We start from the raw sequence: 19,914 nt of genomic DNA, 5'->3' as shown, positions 1-19,914 counted from the left end.
CGTGGCGGGCGTGGTGGGCCGCGCTTCCGGCGAGGCGCTGGTCGCCGGCGAGGCGGCCATCGTCGATGAGCACCCCGCGAGCGCCACCGTGGCGACCGCAAGTCCGCCGGTAAGCAGCGATCTACGATCCGGACGTCCGGCTCTGTCCATCGGTCGGTTCCCCTCGATACCACTCAGCCACGTTCCTGCGTCTTGACCAGGCCAATGGTCCAGCGCGGTGTGGGTGCCTCGCAAGCAGGCACAAGCGAGAGCGGGCTACGTTGCTCCGGGCAGCCCACAGAACCGGCTCGGGCGGCGGCGTGCACCCCTGATGCCGAGACCCGCCCTGCCCGACTGGAATCTCGACGGCGGGGTGCTGTCCATCTTCGTGAACATCAACCTCGACGCGATCCGGGTGCCTCCCGAGACGATGAACAACCGCTGTCGAAAGAAACTCGCGAACAAAGCCATCCCGGGGGCTCCTGGCCCCGGGAGTCGTGCGGGAGGACCCTGGACATGTGGTGAGGAAGAACGTCCGGAGGTGCAGCCAGTGCGGCAGTCCGCTGCCCGACGACAGCCGGCGGTCGCGTCGGTACTGCTCAGCGACCTGCCGCACGAAAGCGTGGCGGTGGAAGCGTGAACGAGAGGAGTGGTGGCGGAGCAACGTCGAGTTCGCCGCCGCCCTACGCGAAGGCCGTCCGTATCACCGGCCGAGGAAGCGGTGCCCGGTCTGCAAGGGCTGGTGGTTCACCGGCGAGGCCACCGGCGGCAACCGCAAGCGGGTGGACGCCGTGTACTGCTCCCCGAGGTGCCGCACCCGGGCCTACCGCCAGAGGCTTTCGCGTTCAGAAGGCGTCACGTCGTGACGCCTTCACGTGACGCTACGGGGCTCAGAAACAGGCTCTGAGAGACGGTTCCAGCCCACCTTTTCGCGAGGAGCTTGCCAGTTCCAGCCGCCGGCGAAAAACAAAGGCAAGGAGAGCACTCTCCTTGCCACTCTCAAGTTATAGCGCGATGGGGGGCTTGCGGCAAGACCCGGTTCTCGGCGCAGAATCGTCGGCCGGGGCCACAACGCGCGGAAATGGGGGCACGACGTGCGTGTGTTGTTGTCGACGTATGGGGGACGGGGTGACGTCGAACCAGTGGTGGGACTGGCAGTGCGGTCGCGGGCGCTCGGGGCGCAGGTTCGGGGGTGCGCGCCGCCCGAGAGGGCGGAGCGGCCGACCGGCTCATCGAAGGAAAGGCAACCAGAGATAAGGCAACCAGGGATAAGGCAACCAGAGATGAGGACGTGCCCGACAAGAGGTGCGACAGATCTGGAGGCGCCGGTGATTCGATGGGCCGCTGCCGTGCGACGGAGCATTGCCGCCTTGGAGGTGTCGCGATGATTGAGCAGTACGTGTTGGATCTTCAGGAGGTTGACGAGACGCAGGTCGCGGTCGTTGGCGGCAAGGGCGCGCATCTGGGAGGCCTTTCGGGGATCGAAGGCATCCGCGTGCCGGGCGGCTTTTGCGTGACGACGGACGCCTTCCGGCGGATCATGGCGGAAGCGCCCTCGATCGAGGATCGGCTCGATCGGTTGTCGCGCTTGAACCCGGACGACCGGGAGGAGATCCGCACGCTCAGCGCGCAGATTCGCCGGACCATCGAGGGGATCGCCATCCCGGGCGATCTCGCGGCGGCGATCACCCGTGCGCTCGCCCGGTTCGGCGAACAAGCCGCCTACGCCGTCCGATCCAGCGCGACGGCAGAGGACCTGCCGACGGCCTCCTTCGCCGGCCAGCAGGACACGTACCTGAACGTCATGGGGCCGACGGCGATCCTCCAGCACGTCAGCCGGTGCTGGGCCTCGCTGTTCACCGAGCGGGCCGTCACCTACCGCCAGCGGAACGGCATCGACCACCGTACGGTCCACATGGCGGTGGTCGTGCAGCAGATGGTCTTCCCGCATGCGGCCGGCATCCTGTTCACGGCCGATCCCGTCACGGGCAACCGGAAGGTCGCCACCGTGGACGCCGGCTTCGGCCTCGGTGAGGCACTGGTCTCCGGCCTGGTGAACCCGGACGTCTTCACGGTGCGAGACGGCGAAGTCGTCGCCAAGGCGATCGCCGCCAAACAGCGTGCCGTTCACGCCCTGCCGGCCGGCGGTACGCAGGAAGTGGCGATCGATTCGCAGCGGCAGGAGCAGCCGGCGCTGACGGATGCGCAGGTAGTGCGGCTCGTGCAGCTCGGGCGGCGGATCGAAGCGCACTTCGGCCGGCCTCAGGACATCGAATGGTGCCTGGTCGACGACGGTTTCCAGATCGTTCAGAGCCGGCCGATCACGACGTTGTTCCCCATTCCCGAGGCCGGCGACCAGGAGAATCACGTCTACGTCTCCGTTGGTCATCAGCAGATGATGACCGACCCCATGAAGCCCCTGGGGCTTTCCGTGTGGCAGCTGACGGCCATGGCGCCGATGCACGAGGCCGGCGGGAGGCTGTTCGTCGACGCCACCCGGCGCCTGGCCTCGCCCGCGAGCCGCGCCGCCCTCCTGGACCTCATGGGGAGAGGCGATCCGCTGGTCAGGGACGCGCTGGAGACCGTACTCGACCGCGACGACTTCGTCCCGTCGCTCCCTGACGCGGGCCCCGGCGAGCCGCCCGCCAGTGGCGCACCCGCCCCGATCGAGACCGATCCGGCCATCGTCACCAAGCTGATCGAGCGCAGCCAGGCGTCCATCGACGCCCTGGGGCGCGACATCCGGACGAAGACCGGACCGGCGCTGTTCGACTTCCTGCTGGAGGCCTTCGAGGAGCACAAGCGAGTCCTCGGTGATCCGCTGAACTTTCAGGCGATCATGGCGGGGATGGAGGCGACATGGTGGCTCAACGACAAGCTGCAGGAGTGGCTGGGCGAGAAGAACGCGGCTGACACGCTCACGCTGTCCGCCCCCGGCAACGTCACGTCGGAGATGGGACTGGCGCTGCTCGACGTCGCGGACGTGATCCGCCCGCAGACGGAAGTGGTGGCGTTCCTGCAGGGCGTCGAGGACGAGGGCTTCCTGGAGGAACTGGCGGAGCTCGCGGGCGGGACCGAGGCGCGCGACGCCATAGAGGCCTACCTCGACCGGTACGGCATGCGCTGCGTCGGCGAGATCGACATCACGAGGCCGCGTTGGCGCGAGCGCCCCACCACGCTCGTGCCCGTGATCCTCGACCACGTCAGGAACTTCGAGCCGGGCGCCGCCGAGCGGCGCTTCGAGGAAGGCCGGCAGAAGGCGTGGGAGAAGGAACAGGACGTGCTGTCACGCTTGCGGGCCCTGCCCGACGGGGACCAGAAGGCCGACGAGGCCAAGCGGATGATCGACCGGGTCCGAACCTTCATCGGGTACCGGGAGTACCCGAAGTACGGCATCATCAGCCGCTACTTCGTCTACAAGCAGGCACTGCTGGAGGAGGCCGAGCGCCTCGTGCAGGCGAACGTGCTTCATGAGAAGGAGGACGTCTTCTACCTCACGTTCCAGGAGTTCCACGACGTCGTGCGCTCGAACCGGGTGGATGATCAGCTCATCCAGCAGCGCAAAGACGCGTTCCGGTCGTACCACGCGCTCACACCGCCCCGGGTGCTCACCTCGGATGGCGAGGCCCTCACCGGGGCGTACCGGCGCGACGACGTGCCGGCCGGCGCCCTGGTCGGCCTACCGGTCTCCGCCGGGACCATCGAAGGAAGGGCCCGCGTCATCCTTGACATGGCGGAGGCCGATCTTGAGGCGGGCGACATCCTGGTCACGTCCTACACGGATCCCAGCTGGTCGCCGCTCTTCGTCGGAATCACGGGCCTGGTGACGGAGGTGGGCGGCCTGATGACCCATGGCGCAGTGATCGCCCGGGAGTACGGCTTGCCGGCCGTCGTGGGCGTGGAGCAGGCCACCCGCCTGATCCGGGACGGGCAGCGGATCCGCGTACATGGAACCGACGGGTACGTCGAGATCCTGCCTTGACGGCCCACACCGGGAACATGTCGCCTCGTCCGGTATCACCTGCCTCACCCGAGGTGGGCAGGGGCTTCGGCTTCCAGCGGGGCTGGGCAGCGTCGGAAGAGTTGTCCAGGGGGGAGGGAAAGGGGCGCCGGGGGACGCGAGTGAGGGAGCGGACCGGGCGCTCCGGGAGGCGGTCGGCGGGAGTAACGGGAACGGACGAACGCTTGGCACGCCCCCGGGAGGTGCCCTTCCCGTGCTGCGGAACCCCCTGCTTCCTCCAGCGCAAGTGGCCAGTGGAAACCGGGGTGGTGACGGAACACCGAAGGCGTGAGATCCCAGCTTTCCGGGCGCCATTTGCGCGTCCTTTGTTGTCTGGGCTCTCCTTCCCCTCGCGAAGAGGGGCCTCTTCCGCTGTCCGACCACCCCTGGGAGCTCCGCCGGGGGCTTTGCTCGGTGCCGGAGGCGTACGAGGAAGCACTGCAGCGCTGTGAGCAGACCGGTCGCCTGACGGGGTGAGTCCCTGAGATTCCAAGGCTCCCCGATTGACGGGTGATCAGTTCTCGATGAGTGGGACTCCCGTGGGCCGGGCCCTGGCGGACCCGGCCCGGGGGTGTCTGTTACCTGAAGAGGCGGTCGCTGCTGGTGGCCATGCGGTGGGTGGAGCTGTGGCGGTTCACCCAGTCGCGGACGAGGGTGATGGCGTTGGCGCACTGCCAGCTGTCGTCGTACTCGCGTACTCCGGTGAAGGCGCCGTAGCCCGCGATGATGCCGTCCACACGGGCATCGCCCAGGAGTTTGTCGACGTACCACGGGTCGTTGTACGTGGTCGTCCACGACAGGGTGGCCGCGAGCCGTCCGGCGGCACGGTCCTGGGCGCCCTTCTTCAGTTCCGCGCACGTGTTGTAGCTGGGTTCCGTGCAGTTGCCGAAGCCCTTGGTGATGTCGCTGTCGCCGTAGTCCATCGCCCGGCGACCGGCCGGGAACCCGGAACCGGACCGGTTGAAGGCGCTTTGGGCCTGGTCGCGGGTCCCGGTCGTCGTGATGCCCTCCAGGCTGCCTAGCCTGCCTTCCAGGCTCTTCCAGCCCCGGCCGCCCACGTCCGGAGTGCTGCCGCCGTGGTACTCGTAGAAACCGTAGAGCACCTGGATCCCGGCAGCCGTCAGCCGCTGCGCCTTGTCGCGCAGTCCGGCGACGCTGCACCCACGGTTCGGCTGTTCTCCACAGTAGTTCGGGTCCTTGATGTCCAGCCAGACCAGCGACAGCCGGCGCCCTGCGTCGGCATTGGAGACGATGCGGTCGATCATGCTGTCGAAGCTGGGGCCCCGCCGGTTGTCACCGGCCGAGGAACAGTCGTGATAGGCGCGCCATTCGTTCGGGTTCCACCAGGCACAGACATCGATCTCGATGCCGTTGGCGCCGTGCTTGAGTGCGGCGTCCACGCCGTCGAGGGTGTCGACCCGGTGCGCGATGGCGTAGATTGCCTGACGCTGATCGGCTGCCGCCGCCGGGGTTGTGCCGAGCGTAGTGGCGCCGAGGATCCCGCACAGCGCCGCCACCAGCGCCAGTACCATCCGCGGGCCGGTGCCCTGTCGAAGGTGAGTGGTCAAGAAAGGTTCCCCCTCATGTAGGTGTCCTGAAGCGGAGAGCGGTGGTTTGAGCTGCTTGTCCGTGTCGGGGCGGAAGGTGGCGTGAGCTGTTCCTCGTCATGAAGTGTCGGCCGACGGCACATGTCCCCCCGATCCGGGTGTGCCGTCAGCTGGCGCACCGCGGACTTCGGCCCGCTCGCCGGCTTGGTCGATGCCGGTGGGTGCGGTGCCTGGACTCTCCGAGCCTGCGGGGTGCTGCGCCAGGCCGCCAGGGAAACCTGACATTTGGAGACGTTGGAACGCGGAACATGGCGTGTTCGGGCAGTCGGTTGTGCCCTGATGGCCCTGACCCGCGCGCCTGACCTTGGATGAGACGAACGGTGATGCGTCAGCCTTCGGCGCGATTTTCTCAAGGTGGGGCGTGACAGCACAGCGGCCTGGCTGTCCTTTGGCGGCGGAGTCGGTCTGGCGGAAGACGCCGATCTGCGAGAACTGACTTCATCGTGGGCGCAGGTTCTCGACGGAGGCGAGCTGGATGCCGATGGGCTGCAGTACCGCGTCGACCACCGCCTCCACGAACTCTTCTTCGGCCGGGAGTTGCCGTAGCAGGATCCGCATCCACACGGCGCCCGCGACGAGGTCGACGAGAAGGGCGGGGTCCGCGTCTGCGGACAGTTCGCCGCGGGCCACGGCACGGGCGAACAGTGGCCGTTCCCGTTCGAGGCGGTCGGCGAAGAAGTCCCGGGTGAGGAAGGCGAGTTCGTCCTGGGCGCCGCCGCTGAGCATGGCACGGGCGACGGGGCCGGTGCGCTCTCCGTTCACCAGGCGGGCCATCTGTCCAGCGAGTGCGATCAGATCACCCCGGAGGTTTCCGGTGTCGGGGATGTCGATGTCGAGCAGCTGGGAGCGGAGCAGTGCGGCCCGCAGCAGTGGCCCCTTGGACGGCCACCACCGGTAGATCGTCGTCTTGTTCACCCCCGCCCGCTGTGCGACAGCCTCCACGGTCAGCCGCTGGTAGCCGCGTTCGATGAGTAGTTCCAACGTGGCCTCGTGGATGCGTTCGGCGGCGCGCGGACCGGTGCCTGCCGTGCGTCGCCGGGGACTGCTCATGCTGGATTCACTCATGACGCTAGTGTAAAACACAACGCAACGTTGCGTTGTGATTCTGGGGAGGAAGCATGGCTCGTGTACGGCGCAGGACAACTGCGGAACCGGCGGCGTCCGCGGAGGCGCACGTCGTACCCACCAGTGTCTACTGGGGGTTGTTCGCCGCCTGGGCGGTCAACGATGTGGAGGAACTGCTCACGATGGCCCCCTGGTCCCGCTCCGCCGGACCGCGCCTGAAGGCCCGCTTCCCCCGCGTCCCGGACGCGGTGTGGAACCGGATGGAAGTCACCCAACCCCAGGTGAACACCGCGATCGGCCTGATGGCCCTGGTGATGGCAGCCGCCGCGGCAGACGGTGCCCGCACCCGGGGCCACAGCGCCTTCTTCCGCACCGTCCTGACCGGCTTCGGCCTCCACGGCGTGGTGCACCTCGCCCAGTCGGCGGCCTATCGCGGCCTGACCCCGGGCGTCGCGACCTCCCCAACCGTGGTCATCCCCTACAGCGTGTGGGCACTGTCCCACCTGCGTCGCGCGGGCCTCCCACCCGCCTCCCCGGCCCTCGGTCTCGCCCTGTTCCCCGTGGCGGCGGGCACGGTGCACACACTGGCGCGGCGCCTGACCCGGACGACGAGGCAGGCAACGCAGGCGTGAACCCCCGGGCCCCGCAGCCGGGTTGCGGGCCGCCGCACGGTGCGCTGCGGCCCGCGCCGCCGTCAGGCAGTCAGGTCCTCAGGTGTGCAAGGACCGAGCGCAGGGCGTGGTGGATCGCCTCGCGTGACTCGTCGCCGGGGTCGCGCGTCTCGAAGCCGTGGTGGCCGTTCGGGACGTCGACCACCTCCACGTCCGCCCCGCAGTCCTTGGCCGCGGCCAGGAACTCTGCGACGGTCGTGGCGATCTCGGCCATCTCCAGGCCCACCCGGGTCAGTACGATCGGCAGGTCGCCCGCCTCACGCACCGCGTCCACCGGGTGGAACCGGCTCTGCCCGAGCCCCCAGTTCGGCAGCGGCGCCATGATCGGGTACGTGGCCGCCAGGCAGCGCAGCCACGCCGGGGGAGCACCCAGCCACGGCGCGGAGAGCAGGCCGCCGGCCGAGAAGCACCACAGAGCGATACGGTCCGCGTCGACCCGCGGGTCGGCCCGCAGCAAGTCCACTGCCGCCGCGACATCCTGCGCCGAGAGCGGATAGCCGGTGAGGTCGTGCAGCCGGTGGTCGAGCACTGCGCTCACCACTCCCTCGCCGGCCACGAGGCGGGCGTAGCCGGTGTGCATCGGCCAGTCCCGCGGGGTGGGCAGGGCGTCGGCGGGCACCGGGCCGCCGTGGATGAACAGCACCGCGGGCAGCGGCTCGCCGCCGGTGGCCTCGGGCACGTACAGGTCGACGTTCCCCTTTCGCTCGCGCGCCACATCGGGCACCTCCAGCGGGAACGGCCGCAGGTGCGTGGGCAGTTCGGCGCCGGCGGGGGACAGCCGGTGGCCTTCCCCGACGGCCGCAGCCAGCAGCGCGCCAGTCAGTTCGGCGGGGGAGGAGAGCATCGGCCAGTGCCCGGTGGGGAGTTCGAAGAACGACACCTGCGGGTCGATGAGGGCCTGGAGGGCGGGGTGGCCGAGGTTCACCTGGTTCTGGACCAGCTCGATACCCGCCCCGTTACCTCTGCACAGCACGGCGCTGGTCGGCACGGCCGCGACCGCCCCCGTCAGGTGGAGCGGCTGGAGGAGGGTGCCGAGCGGCTGCGGCGCGGCGAGCCGGGTCAGCTGTTCCAGTGCCTGGTCGGCGACACCGGCGGTGCTGCCCCACCGCTGCCACTCGGCGGCGCTGGTCGGGGCGGGGAGCAGACCTGCGGCTGCCTCACCGCCCTGCTCGGCGAGCTGCGTCAGCTCCTCGCGCAGCGCCTGGTCGGGTACGGCGGCCAGCGCGGGAAGGCCGTCCATCGGCATGCCCGCGTCGACGTAGACGATCCGCCTGACGTGCTCGGCGCGCCGGTCGGCGGCGCCGAGCACGGGGTGGATCCCGTAGTCGTGGCCGACGAGCACGAGGTCCTGGTCCGCGCCGACGGCGTCGATCGCCGCGAGGACGTCGGCGATGTGCGTCTCCAGGTCGGTGCCGGGGCCCGCGGCCGCCCGGCGCTCGCCGAGTCCGGCGAGCGTGACCGCATGCGCCTCGGCGCCCGCCGCGGTCAGCCGCGCCGCCGTCTCCTCCCACACGTAACCGCCGGTGAACACACCGGACACCAGGATGAACGCGGTCATGGATCTTCCCTCTCCCTCTTGCCGAGAACCCCGTACGCGGTGGTCCGCGTGGTTTGCGCGCGGACGGCACCCCCGTTGTCCTTGATCGGCCGTCCGCGCTCACCGGTACGGTAGGAACTCCCCCTGAGGGAGGTTCAAGTGTCGATTTCCCCCGACGGCCTGTGGAGCATCGGTGAACTCGCCGAGCAGGCCGGTGTCACCGTCAAGACAGTCCGCTTCTACTCCGACCGCGGGCTACTGCCGGAGGCAGCCCGCAGCTCGGGCGGGCACCGCCGGTACGGTCCGGCCGCGCCGGACCGGCTTCGGCTGATCCGCTCGCTGCGCGCGCTGGACCTGCCGCTGCCCGAGGTGCAGCGGATCCTCGCCGAGGACGACGGTACGGGCGGGCAGGCACTGGAGGCGGCCGTAGCGGGACAGCTGCGGGAACTGGGCGGCCACATACGGGCGTTGCGGTGGCGCGAGGCGGGCTTGCGGCTGGTTCAGGAGTGCGCGCCGCAGGAGCGTGCCGACCGGCTGCGGCTGCTCGGCGCGGTGGCCGCCCCGCCGAGCACCGACCCGATGGTGCGGTTCTGGCGAGCCTGGCTGCCGCCGCGGATGTCGGCCCGCGCCCGGTCGGCATTCCTCGACGTGGCGGTCCCGGCGCCGCCCGACGACCCGGCGCCCGCTCAGGTGCTGGCCTTCGCCCGGCTCAACGCGTTCGTGACGCAGCCGTGCATCGCGGGCGAGCCCTGCCAGCCGGCGGCGCACACCTCCTCGCCGGACTTCCGCCCCGAAGTGCTGTACGCGGGTCTGGCCGAGGCGTACGAGCTGGCGGGCGCGCAGCTGCGGTGGGGGCGGACGCCGCGCGCGGGGGAGGCGCTGGACTGCTTCGTCGAGGCGTACGCGGCCTCCCGGCGCACGCGCGACACACCTGCCTTCCGTCGCGCGCTGGGCCTGTGGCTCACGTCGGATCCGCGGATCGACAGGTACTGGGAACTGGTGGCCGAAGTGGCCGGCCCCAAGGACGGTCGGCCGGTGCCCACCCCCGGAGTGGCCCACGACTGGCTGCTCGCGGCGCTGACCGCCCAGCCCGCCGCAGCGAGTGCCTGAGCCTGGGGGCTGCTGACGGCATCGTCGGCCAGATCCGTGACGACCTCGCCGGACGCATCCGCGGGGCCATCGGCAAGAGTCCCCGGGCGGCCGTCACCGTCATCGACTCCCAGCCGGTCAGGGCAGCCGGGACCGTCTCCAGGGCTGCTGGGGGTTACGACCCGGGCATGAAGGTCAACGGTCGCCAGCGGCATCTGGTGGTCGACACCGGCACCCGCGGTCTAGAGGCGGGGATCCGATCGCCGCCCGGGTGCCGCAGCGGGACGGGTGCCAGTCCCTCACGGGCACGATGGCGCCAGTGTCATGTCCTGTGCCCGCGACCAGCTCCCTCGGGGGCGGGTCCGCGGCGAGCTCGGCGTCAGCGGACCGTGCCGGCTCTCCGCAGGCCGTGACCGGTTTCCGGCCGTGCTCGGCTGGTCGGCGGGTCCGGTCGGCAGGCCCCGGCGGTCAGGGGAGCCGATGCCCCCCGGGGCCGTGGAGCATGCCCGATCCTGCACATTGGCCGCCTGCTGGACGGTCGAGGCGTCACGGGCTGTGCGGGGCAGCAGGTACCGTAGGAGCACCGATCTCATGAGCCTCCTGACGGGCTGCGTGAACCCAGGAGGAACAACATGACGACGAACCGCGGACGCAAGGACGTGATCCGGGACCGGATGACCACGACCGGCGAGTCGTACAACGTCGCCGCCCGCAATCTGAAGGCGATGAAGGACATGGGCTCCACCGGCGAGGCCGTCCGCACGCAGCGCTGGCGGCCCGCGGACTCGCTGGACCTTCCGTGTCCCTGCGGCGGGACGTGCGAGCCCGGCGAGAAGTGCGATCACTGCCACGCCCGGTACCGGCACGTGGCACGCGCCCCGGGCAGCCTCACGGACGTGGAGGTCTGGGCGGACCGGTACGACTGCACCGGCTGCTCCTCCTCCTACACGCTTGGCGTCACCCTCCCCGGCCGCCCGTGGGGCATCGCCGAGACGGTCATTCAGGGTGCGACCGCCGAACCAGTCGTCCGGGCCCGGGTCTTCCCCGGCGTCGTGCACCCGCTGCTGCGTCCCGGGGCACCCGAGCAGGACTGACGCGGGGCCGCAATGACCTGGCCTTCCTCTCTGCGGAGAGGGAAGCGCGGTGGACACCAGCACCGCGCGGGCACTCAGCGGGTCGGTTCAACCACGGCGGTCGGCCATCGGCCAGCGAGGGATGCCGCCGAAGCAACGATCAGTCTTCCAGGGCGTGCGGGTCAGCCGCCCTGACCGGCGTTTCCGACCGGGCCGACCTTCACCGGGGAGCCGGTGCCGTCCGTTGCGGGCAGCGTGGCGCCGCCGGGCCGTGTCGCGTACGGCGTGGCCGTGGCGTACATCGGGGCCTCAGGCGAGGACGCCGACGACTCCTTGGGCCCGTGGCAGGAATTGATCCGCGTGGACGAGTTGGAGGCCGGCGAGGAACCTTTGGGTCGGGTGCGCAGGTCCGGTGGTGGTCGGAAGAGGGTTGTGGACCTTGATCCGGGTCTGAAGCCCGCGCTGCTGGCAGTGGTGGAACCTGACGAGCGCGGCGATCCGATGTCGCCGTTGCGCTGGACGGTGAAGTCGACCAGGAACCTCGCGGCTGAGCTCACCCGCCGGGGGCACAGGGTGGGCGCGGACACGAGAAGAAGGGACTCGTCGGCGACTACAAGAATGCAGACCGTTGGCGCCGTGTTTGAGTGCGGCGTCCACGCCGTCGAGGGTGTCGACCCGGTGTGCAATGGCGTAGAGCGCCTCACGCTGATCGGCTGCCGCCGCCGGGGTCGTACTGGGCGTGGTGGCGCCGAGGATCCCGCACAGCGCCATCACGAGCGCCAGTGTCATCCGTGGGGCGGTGCCATGTCGAAGGTGAGTGGTCAAGAAAGGTTCCCCCTGATGTGGGTGTCGTGAAGCGGGCAGCGGCAGTTCGAGCCGCTTGTCCATGTCGGGGCGGAAGGTGCCGTGAGCTGTTCCTCGGCATGAAGCGTCGACCGACGGCACATCTCCCCTCTGATCCGGGTGTGCCGCCAGTCGGAGCACCGCGGACTTCGGCCCCGCCCGCCGACGTGGTCGATGTCGGTGGGTGCGGTGCCTGGACCTTCCGAGCCTGCGGGGTGCTGCGCCCCGGCCGCCAGGGAAACCCGGCACTTGGAGACGTTGGAACGCGGAAGATGGCGTGTTCGGGCAGTTGGTTGTGCCCTGATGGCCCTGACACCTGAGCGCCTGACCTTCGATGAGACGAACAGTGATCCGTCAGCCTTCGGCGAGATGTGCTCAAGGTCGCGCGAGACAGAGCAGCGGCCTGTGCGTCCCTCGTGCGCGGGAGTGCCTTTGACGCTGCGGCGGATCCAGGGGGCAAGCGTGAGCAACGTTGGCATCCGCGCCCAGGATGGCGCCGGAGGCTCAACCCGCTCGGCGCGCCGAAGCGATCCGCAGCCATGCGGTGCTACCGCCGAGGTCTCCAGCCGCGGTGACCACTTCACACGCTGGCCAACTACGGGTCGACGACGTCCCACGTGAGTGTGACCGTCACCGCCTGTCGTGGGAAGGTTGAGCAGTTTCATCGTGAATGGGTCGTCAGGAGAAGCCCCGCGCGAGGATTGTCACTGCGCTCCGTCTGCAACCGATGTCCCGGCTCAGGCGTCCGGCAACGCATGGAACGTGAATGGTTTTTCTGTCTCATTCCGCTGACGATCGGCACGGTTTTCCTCTGCTTCGGTGTGTACGGGCTCCGTCGTGCCAAGGCGCTGCGACGCAGTGGTGTGAGTGCCAGGGCGCGGATCGTCCGGCATGACGTCGTGCGCAATGACGACGGTGCCAGATTCCACTACCCGGTCGCGGCCTGGACGGCTGGGGACGGGCGCACCTGCGAGTACGCATCCAGGTTCGGCCGCGCGGCCGTGGGAAACGGCTTCGGCGTGGGGGCGCACGTCATGGTCCGATACGATCCGCAGGCCCCCGACCGGTTCGCCATCGAGGGCTGGGACACGAGAAGTGTCGACCTGCTGTTCACCGCGCTGGGGGCGGTGTTCACCGTGGGCACCGTGACCGTCCTGGTCGTGCGGCTCCTCACTCTCTGAGTGTGGGCCGGCTCCCAGCCTGCCTACCCTCGCGATGCGTCGCTGCGAGCTCGATGGGCGCGCGCCGCTGGATCGACGCAAACGCAGCGCGTCTGCTCCGTAGGCCCCCGCGGGTTTGGTGGGCGGCCGCCGCTTCCAGCTGCAACAGAGGCCGGCGCTGCGATAGCCAAGGCATGGATCGAGCACACGGACCTGCCGACGGGATGTTACGTGGACTATCCGACGGCGGTTTGCGCGACCGCATTGTTGGTTAGGGTGGCAAGTGGAGACTGATTCTGCTGCCCTTGGCCAGGGTGATGGACAGGGGGCGAGTTCGGGGCTGCGCAGGCTGACAGCTCCCGGGCGGGCCGAGGCACACGACGGGGGGCTCGTGGGTGGGGAGTTGGCGCCCAACAGAAGCCGAAGGCCACGTCGGCCGGTGTCAGCGGCGTTGGATCGCTTGGCCGGAGCGGGCCTGGAATTCGGCCTCGCCCAGTTCGCGCTCGACGTGTTTGCAACCTTGCTCGGTCCAGTCGCGCGCAGCCCGTACATCTGACGATCCCCGACCACGTCGGCCGGCGACGGCGGGCAGTTCTCGGGGCGCGGCATCGGTAGCGGCGGGTGACATGGAGTCGGCCCCGACGGGAGATGGGAGGGGGAAGTTGCATAGCATCTGCCGGATGGTCTGCGACGGTGTGGAAGTCACGATCCGGAGCACCATCTGCCGATCACGGCAAGCTACCGCAGGCCGACCGGACGCGGTGGGCGTATGACCGGCCGGCCGGCGCCCGCGGTGCTGCCCCCATCGCTGCGCGCATGGCTCGGGCTGATCGCGGCGCTTGCCACGCTGGTGGTCGTCGTGCTCGGGGTCCTGTACGCCGGCCACGACAAGCCCGGCATGGTGGACAGGTGGTTCATCCAGCCGACGGCGGACAGTGTGCGGCCGCCGTGGCGGTACGTCGCTCTGACCCTGGACTTCTTGGGGGAGCCCGCCGGATCGGCGATGCTCGTCCTGGCCGCCGTGACGGGCTGTCTGCTGCTTCGGTGTCCTCGCGCGGCGGTGCTCATCGTCGCCGGCGTCGGCATGGCCGTGGGGACGGCGACACTGCTCAAGCATCTGGTGGGACGCACCATCCACGGCGAGGGCAACCTGTCCTACCCGAGCGGGCACACCGCCTTCGCCACCGCGCTCGCCCTCGTGGTGGCGCTGCTCGCGACCGGCCGACTCGGCCTCGGCAGGACGGCCGGCACGTCACTCGTGCTCGCCGCGGCGCTGGTCGCCGGCGCCGCCATGGGCTGGGCGCAGGTCGCCCTGGGCGCGCACTACCCGACCGACGTCCTCGGCGGCTGGTGCACCGCGCTGGCGGTGATCCCGGCGACCGCGTGGCTGGTCGACCGGATGGCCGACTGGCTGGCTGACCGGATGGGCGACGCCGGTCGGCGGGAGCGTCGCTGACGTCACGTCATGCCAAGCGGCGGAATACGGGCTTCACCGGCCGCCCGGCCAGCCAGGGGGTGGGGTCAGCGGCGTCCAGTGCCTTCCGGTACACCGCACATGCCTGGGCCACCACATGGATGGTGCGGTCGATGTCGGCGTCGCTGAGCGCGCTGCTCACCACGAACGACGGGGCCAGGACTCCGCCTGCGAGGAGCCGCCGCAGGAACAGGGTGCGGTACTGCTGCGATGGCTGCCGGTTCTCGTCAAGGGTGGCGAAGACCAGGTTGCTGGCCCGGCCCCGGACGACGATGTGGTCGCCGACGCCCATGCTGGCCGCGGCGTCGCGGACACCGGCGGCCAACCGCTCGCCGAGGGCGTGCAGCCGCGCGGTGATGCCCTCCTCGGCGTAGGTGGTGAGCACGGCCATCGCGGCTGCCAGGGAGTGTGTTTCCGCACCGTGGGTGCTGGACAGCAGGAACACCCGGTCGCCGGAGTGACGCAGCCCGCCCAGCTCCATCAGATCGCGGCGCCCGGCCAGCGCTGAGACGGCGAATCCGTTGCCCAGCGCCTTGCCGAACGTGGAGAGGTCGGGGACGACGCCGTACAGGCCCTGGGCGCCCGCCTCGGACCAGCGGAAGCCGGTGATCATCTCATCGAAGATCAGTACGCAGCCGTGCCGGTCGGCCAGCTCGCGCAGGCCGGCGAGGTACCCGGGAGTGGGGTCTCCCCTGCTCGAACGAAGTTGAGAGCTTGGGGAAGGCTCGGTGTGGGTGGCAGGTTCGAGGATCAGGCAGGCGATCTCGTCCTGGTACCGGGCGAGCAGTTCCTCCGTGGCGGCCAGGTCCCCGTAAGGGAACGCCACGGTGAGCTCGGTGGTCGCCGCCGGAACACCGGCGGACATCGGCGTGGTGCCGATGAACCAGTCGTCGACGGAGAAGAAAGGATGGTCGGCGCAGATGGCAACCCGCGGGCGCCCGGTGGCGGCGCGGGCGAGGCGCACCGCGGCGGTGGTGGCGTCGGAGCCGTTCTTCGCGAACTTCACCATGTCGGCGGTCGGCACCGTGGCCAGGAAGAGTTCCGCGGCCTCGACCTCCACGATGGACGGGCGGACGAAGTTGCTGCCGCGGTCGAGTTCCCGCCGCACCGCCTCGATCACGCGTGGGTGGGCGTGGCCGAGGCTGACCGATCGCAGGCCGGAGCCGTACTCGACGTAGCGGTTGCCGTCGACGTCCCACACGTGGGCACCGCGGCCGTGGCTGATGACCGGGGCCAGGTTGTCGGGGTACTGGTCGTCGCCCTTGGCGTAGGTGTGCGCGCCCCCGGGGATCATCGCGTGCAACCGCTCGTTCGCCAGCCGCGACCGGGGCAGGAGGAACTCTTCGGTGTCTTCGGTGTCTTCGGCGTCCACGCGGACCTCACCTCTCCATTTGCTTCAGGACCTCGGCGAGGCTCGGCGCCTGCCGGTCCCGCTGGGACATCGATGTGACCGGCAGCGGCCAGGCAATGGCGAGCTCCGGGTCATCGAAGGCGATCGTCACGTCCTCGGCCGGATCGTGCGGGCGGTCGATCCGGTACGAGGTGTCAGCGGTTTCGGTCAGCGCCTGGAAGCCGTGCGCGCACCCCGCCGGGATGTACAGGGTCACCTGCGTCTCGCCGGACAGTTCGAAGAAGGCCCGGTTGCGGTAGGTCGGCGAGTCGGGCCGCAGGTCCACGATGACGTCGAAGACCTTCCCGTACGAGCACCGCACGAGCTTGGCCTCGCCCGCACCCGAGCGCAGGTGCAGGCCGCGCAGCACGCCCCGGGCCGAGCGGGACAGGCTGTCCTGGATGAAGGTGTCCGGGTCGAGGCCCACCGAGCGGACCAGGTCGGCGTCGAAGGTGCGGCAGAAGAAGCCGCGCTCGTCGGCGTACGGCGTCGGCTCGAACAGGTACGCGCCGGCGATCTCCGGGACTTCGGTCGCTTTCAAGGAGTCTCCCGCAGGGCGTGGGCGTGGTCGGTCGCCGGGAACAGGACCGCGGTCAAGGCGGTGAACTGGTGCTCAAGTTGCCGGGCGGCTGCCAGGTTCCGCTCGGTGAGGGTCCGCCGCAGCTCGGCCGACCGCTTCTCCAGCGCCCGGAACTGCCCGAGCAGCCGGTCGGCGTCGACCTCGCGCGCCGGGTGGCAGTACGCGCCAAGTCCCATCTGGGCCATGAGCGCGTCACTCTTCGCCGCATAGCAGAGGGCGAGCACCGGCGTGCCGGTCTTCAGCGCGCAGATCAGGTTGTGGTACCGGATCGCCACCACGGTGTCGGCAGCCGCCATCTCCTTCATCAGGTCGGCCAGCGAGGACGGTTCGGCAGCGGTGACCAGCGGCGAGTCCACCGCGTCGAGGATCGCGGCGACCACCGACGCATCGCACTCGTCGCCGGTGAGCAGCCGGACCGGCCTGCCCTCCTGGACCAGCGCTCGGACGAACCGGATCGTCCCGTCGAGGTAGCGCCGGTATATCTCCTCGGCCCGGGCGCGGTCGTCGTTGCCGCCGTGGAAGTCCATGACACCGACACAGACCGGGCCCGCCGGGCTCGACGGCGCGCTCGCCGACGGCGTCGGCAGGGAGAAGGCGAGGTCGGGGTAGACCTCGTCACGCGCGGTGTCCACGCCCATCGCCCGCATCGCGTCGCGGGACTGGGCGTCCCGGTACGACCGGTACGCGGCCAGCCGCGCCGACCAGCGCACCAGGGCCCGGGTCGGCCGGTTGCCGATCTCGGCGGCGCCGACGCTGACCAGTGCGATCCGTGTGCGCAGCAGCCGGCCGCTCGCGCAGAGCAGGAACAGCGAGTACGGGAAGCCCCACGGCCGCAGCGGCAGCGTGGCCTCCAGGACGCCCATGCCCGGCACGATCACCACGTCGTGCCGGCGCACCCAGGCGGCGGTGCGGAAGACGTCGACGAGTTTGCCCAGACCCTTCGCCGCGATCGCGCCCGCCCGCGACGCGGTCCGGTACTCACCGCGGTACCAGTGCAGGCGCGTCGCGGGGATCCCGTAGCGGGCCGTGACGGCCTCGGGTCCGCCGCACAGCGCGTCCACGACCGCCTCAGGGTGCTCAGCGCGGAGGTACCCGAGTACGGCCTGGAGCGACCCGTCGTTGCCGAGGTTGCCGGAGCCGAGCAGGCCGAAAACCCCCACGCGCGCCGGTGCCTTGTCCGTGGACGTCATGGCTGCCTCCCCTCACGGCCGGCGACGAGGGCGTCGACGGAGACAGTGAGCCCGCCCGGGTCGACCGGGGCGCGGTCCTCGACCCGCTCGCCCGCGCCCGGCCGGACCCGGCTGGTCATCCACGCGGCCAGGTGGCGGTAGCACGCGCGCCGTTCGGCCGGGGACAACGGCGCCCGCCGGATCGCCGAGGCGAAGCCCCAGACGTACTCGGCGAGCAGTCGGGGCGTCGGGTGCAGCGGCCCGGCCCGGCGCGGGTCCAGGTTGACGCACCGGGAACGCTTGGAAGGGTTCGCCCGCTCGGCGCGGTTGGGGTGGTCGCGGCGGAAGTACAGCAGCTCAGGAACTTGGTGGAAGGGCCCGTGCAGAGTGATCTCGGCGACGAACGTGCGGTCCGCGTGGTGGTAGCTGTCGAGCGGCTTCACCCGGCGCAGCATGTCGGCCCGCATCACCCCGTAGAAGTCGTCGCCACCCGGCTCGAACAGCAGACTGCGGAAGCGCTCCGGCGCGTGCGGCGAGTCGGTGGCGAGCCCGTACTCGTAGGGGACCTTCACCTGGCCGTCTCCGTCGATGACCGCCTGGCCGGTGTGCGCGAGGATCACGTCGGGCCGCTCGTCCAGTGCCTGAACGCAGCGCCGCAGCAGGTCGCGGCCGTAGAGGTCGTCGTGCGAGGCCCACTTGAACAGCTCGCCGCGGCACTCGTCGAACACATGGTTGTGGTTCGGCGTGGCGCCGATGTTCCGGGGCAACCGGAGGTACCGGATGCGCGAGTCCTGCGCGGCGTGCCGGCGGCAGATGTCCTGGGTCCCGTCGGTCGAGGCGTTGTCGGAGATGACCAGCTCGAAGTCCTCGTAGGTCTGGCCGAGCAGGGCGTCGAGCGACTCGGCCAGGTACTCCTCGCCGTTGTACACGGGCAGGCCGATGCTCAGCCTGGGTTGGGCGGTCATGAGGTCCTCACTTCGGGGATGGGGTTGTGGTGGCGCTCGCGCAGGGCGGACCGCAGGTGCAGCCACCACACGGCCGAGCCGCTGACGGTCGCGGCGGCGACGCCCCAGGCCGAGCCGACCGTGCCGGCGACGGCCGCCCCGCCGAGCCCGCCGCTGACATAGCAGGCGGAGGCGAACAGTTGGGAGCGCAGGCTGCGCCGGGCCGCACCGAGCGCGCGCAGCCCGGCCGCCGCGCCGGTGCCGAGGCCGGCGCCCGTGACGGCGAGGGTGACCGGCACGATGAGCTGCGAGGCGGAGTGCCAGACGCCGCCGAGCACGAACTGGCCGAGCCGGTCCGGCATCAGCAGCAGCGCCCCGCCCCAGAGCAGCGCGGCGGCGGCCTGCCCGCCACCCAGCAGGAGGCAGAACCTGCCAAGGCGGTGCGGGGCTTGCCGCAGCACCCGTGCCGCCTCCGGGACAGTGACCAGCGAAAGACCCATCAGCACGGCGAGGAACGGGCCGAGCAGGAGCTCGGCGCCCCGCACCGCACCCACCGCGCCGACCCCGACGATCGCGCCGAGCCCGTACGCCCGCAGCTGGCTCGCGCCACTGAGGCTGACGTTCTCGACCAGGTACCGGTAGCCGAGATCGCGCTGCTCGCGAAGCCACCCGCGCGCCTCGGTCATCCGGGGCCGGATACCGGACTGGATGTAGCCGTACCCCGCCGCCACCGTGGCGGACGCGCCCCAGGCGAGCACGAAGGCGGCCACGCTGCCCACGCGGGCCGCCACCACCAGGGCCGGTACGAGCGCCACACCCCACACGACGTCATTGACGAACGCCTTCCGCCCGGTGCCGGCGGCGAAGAACGAGAACCGCCAGGCGTCCTGCAGCAACAGCCCAGGCATCATGAGACCAAGTGCGGCGAACGCGAGCCCCACGCGGCCGCCGAGGCCGAGCCCGACCACCAGACAGGCCGCCCCAATGGCTGCGCCGACACCCAGTGCGGTACCCGACGACCTGGCCACCGCCCCGCGCCAGGACGCGTCCGACACGCCGCTGAAGCGCACCACGAGGGGATCGGTGGCCAGCCCGCGGGAGACGTTGAGCACCACGCCGTAGGTCACCCAGGCGAGGCTGAACACGCCGAACGCGGTCACCCCCAGCGAGCGGGCCACGTAGATGCCCACCACGAAGTTGCTCACGCTGGAGGCCGCCTGGTCGGCCAGTCCCCAGGACAGGCGGCCGACGAGCGCCCGCTTGGCGGTCCGCCGGGCTTCTCCGGGCGCGTCTGCCGCTGTCGTAGTCCTCTCCCCCTCGGTGGTCATCGGCG

14 protein-coding genes and 2 pseudogenes are annotated in these 19,914 nt (G+C 70.6%); 7 read left to right on the top strand and 9 right to left on the bottom strand.

Annotation, left to right across the window (positions count from 1 at the left end):
- The first annotated feature begins 1,363 nt into the window (after window positions 1-1,363).
- Window positions 1,364-3,961 carry a rifamycin-inactivating phosphotransferase gene (rph, locus tag ACZ499_RS32275; protein WP_468679737.1) on the top strand — a complete coding sequence of 866 codons (2,598 nt, stop codon included), beginning with the start codon at window positions 1,364-1,366 and terminating at the stop codon, window positions 3,959-3,961.
- Between the two features lie 596 nt (window positions 3,962-4,557).
- Here rph and ACZ499_RS32270 read toward each other — a convergent pair.
- The gene (locus ACZ499_RS32270; protein ID WP_468679736.1) at window positions 4,558-5,547 is read right to left on the bottom strand and encodes a PI-PLC domain-containing protein; all 990 of its coding nucleotides are present in this window, start codon (window positions 5,545-5,547) and stop codon (window positions 4,558-4,560) included.
- A gap of 477 nt (window positions 5,548-6,024) precedes the next feature.
- Entirely contained in the window at window positions 6,025-6,651 is a 627-nt protein-coding gene (locus tag ACZ499_RS32265) for a TetR/AcrR family transcriptional regulator (RefSeq protein WP_468679735.1), read from the bottom strand.
- A gap of 53 nt (window positions 6,652-6,704) precedes the next feature.
- On the opposite strand from ACZ499_RS32265, the gene ACZ499_RS32260 reads away from it, so the two are divergent.
- The gene (locus ACZ499_RS32260; RefSeq protein WP_468679734.1) at window positions 6,705-7,283 is read left to right on the top strand and encodes an HXXEE domain-containing protein; all 579 of its coding nucleotides are present in this window, start codon (window positions 6,705-6,707) and stop codon (window positions 7,281-7,283) included.
- A 70-nt stretch (window positions 7,284-7,353) separates the two neighbouring features.
- Here ACZ499_RS32260 and ACZ499_RS32255 read toward each other — a convergent pair whose 3' ends face one another.
- Window positions 7,354-8,880 carry an alpha/beta fold hydrolase gene (locus ACZ499_RS32255; RefSeq protein WP_468679733.1) on the bottom strand — a complete coding sequence of 509 codons (1,527 nt, stop codon included), beginning with the start codon at window positions 8,878-8,880 and terminating at the stop codon, window positions 7,354-7,356.
- A gap of 138 nt (window positions 8,881-9,018) precedes the next feature.
- On the opposite strand from ACZ499_RS32255, the gene ACZ499_RS32250 reads away from it, so the two are divergent.
- Window positions 9,019-9,969 (top strand): MerR family transcriptional regulator, encoded by a 951-nt coding sequence (locus tag ACZ499_RS32250; RefSeq protein ID WP_468679732.1) that lies wholly within the window; start codon window positions 9,019-9,021, stop codon window positions 9,967-9,969.
- Window positions 9,970-10,580: 611 nt separating this feature from the next.
- Window positions 10,581-11,042, top strand: coding sequence for a hypothetical protein (locus ACZ499_RS32245; RefSeq protein ID WP_468679731.1), 462 nt, complete (start codon window positions 10,581-10,583; stop codon window positions 11,040-11,042).
- Window positions 11,043-11,203: 161 nt separating this feature from the next.
- Here the strand turns inward: ACZ499_RS32245 and ACZ499_RS32240 are convergent.
- Window positions 11,204-11,290, bottom strand: a pseudogene (locus ACZ499_RS32240) (DUF4232 domain-containing protein); the annotation flags it as partial.
- Window positions 11,291-11,381: 91 nt separating this feature from the next.
- Between ACZ499_RS32240 and ACZ499_RS32235 the strand changes: the two are divergent.
- The 3 genes and pseudogenes from ACZ499_RS32235 to ACZ499_RS32225 form a co-directional block, all read left to right on the top strand.
- Window positions 11,382-11,609: pseudogene (locus tag ACZ499_RS32235) on the top strand (ISAzo13-like element transposase-related protein); the annotation flags it as partial.
- A 1,010-nt stretch (window positions 11,610-12,619) separates the two neighbouring features.
- Entirely contained in the window at window positions 12,620-13,045 is a 426-nt protein-coding gene (locus ACZ499_RS32230; protein WP_385534323.1) for a DUF3592 domain-containing protein, read from the top strand.
- Window positions 13,046-13,793: 748 nt separating this feature from the next.
- On the top strand, window positions 13,794-14,480 hold the full coding sequence (locus tag ACZ499_RS32225) for a phosphatase PAP2 family protein (protein WP_468679730.1): 687 nt from the start codon (window positions 13,794-13,796) through the stop codon (window positions 14,478-14,480).
- Between the two features lie 7 nt (window positions 14,481-14,487).
- Here ACZ499_RS32225 and ACZ499_RS32220 read toward each other — a convergent pair whose 3' ends face one another.
- From ACZ499_RS32220 to ACZ499_RS32200, 5 genes are read right to left on the bottom strand one after another with little or no spacing between them, the layout of a single operon-like run.
- On the bottom strand, window positions 14,488-15,870 hold the full coding sequence (locus ACZ499_RS32220; protein ID WP_468679729.1) for a glutamate-1-semialdehyde 2,1-aminomutase: 1,383 nt from the start codon (window positions 15,868-15,870) through the stop codon (window positions 14,488-14,490).
- Window positions 15,871-15,877: 7 nt separating this feature from the next.
- Window positions 15,878-16,429: a dTDP-4-dehydrorhamnose 3,5-epimerase gene (gene rfbC / locus ACZ499_RS32215; protein WP_468679728.1), complete on the bottom strand. Its 552-nt coding sequence runs from the start codon at window positions 16,427-16,429 to the stop codon at window positions 15,878-15,880.
- Window positions 16,426-17,658, bottom strand: coding sequence for a polysaccharide pyruvyl transferase family protein (locus ACZ499_RS32210; protein ID WP_468679727.1), 1,233 nt, complete (start codon window positions 17,656-17,658; stop codon window positions 16,426-16,428). The genes rfbC and ACZ499_RS32210 overlap by 4 nt, the downstream gene beginning before the upstream one ends.
- Window positions 17,655-18,602 carry a glycosyltransferase family 2 protein gene (locus tag ACZ499_RS32205; protein ID WP_468679726.1) on the bottom strand — a complete coding sequence of 316 codons (948 nt, stop codon included), beginning with the start codon at window positions 18,600-18,602 and terminating at the stop codon, window positions 17,655-17,657. Before ACZ499_RS32205 ends, ACZ499_RS32210 begins: the two co-directional genes overlap by 4 nt.
- The gene (locus tag ACZ499_RS32200; RefSeq protein ID WP_468679725.1) at window positions 18,599-19,909 is read right to left on the bottom strand and encodes a hypothetical protein; all 1,311 of its coding nucleotides are present in this window, start codon (window positions 19,907-19,909) and stop codon (window positions 18,599-18,601) included. Before ACZ499_RS32200 ends, ACZ499_RS32205 begins: the two co-directional genes overlap by 4 nt.
- Between the last annotated feature and the right edge of the window lie 5 nt (window positions 19,910-19,914).

This window comes from Streptomyces sp. NPDC031265, from assembly GCF_055570295.1.
Note: the sequence above shows the minus strand (reverse complement) of the source record. Positions and strands in the feature narration are given on the sequence as shown.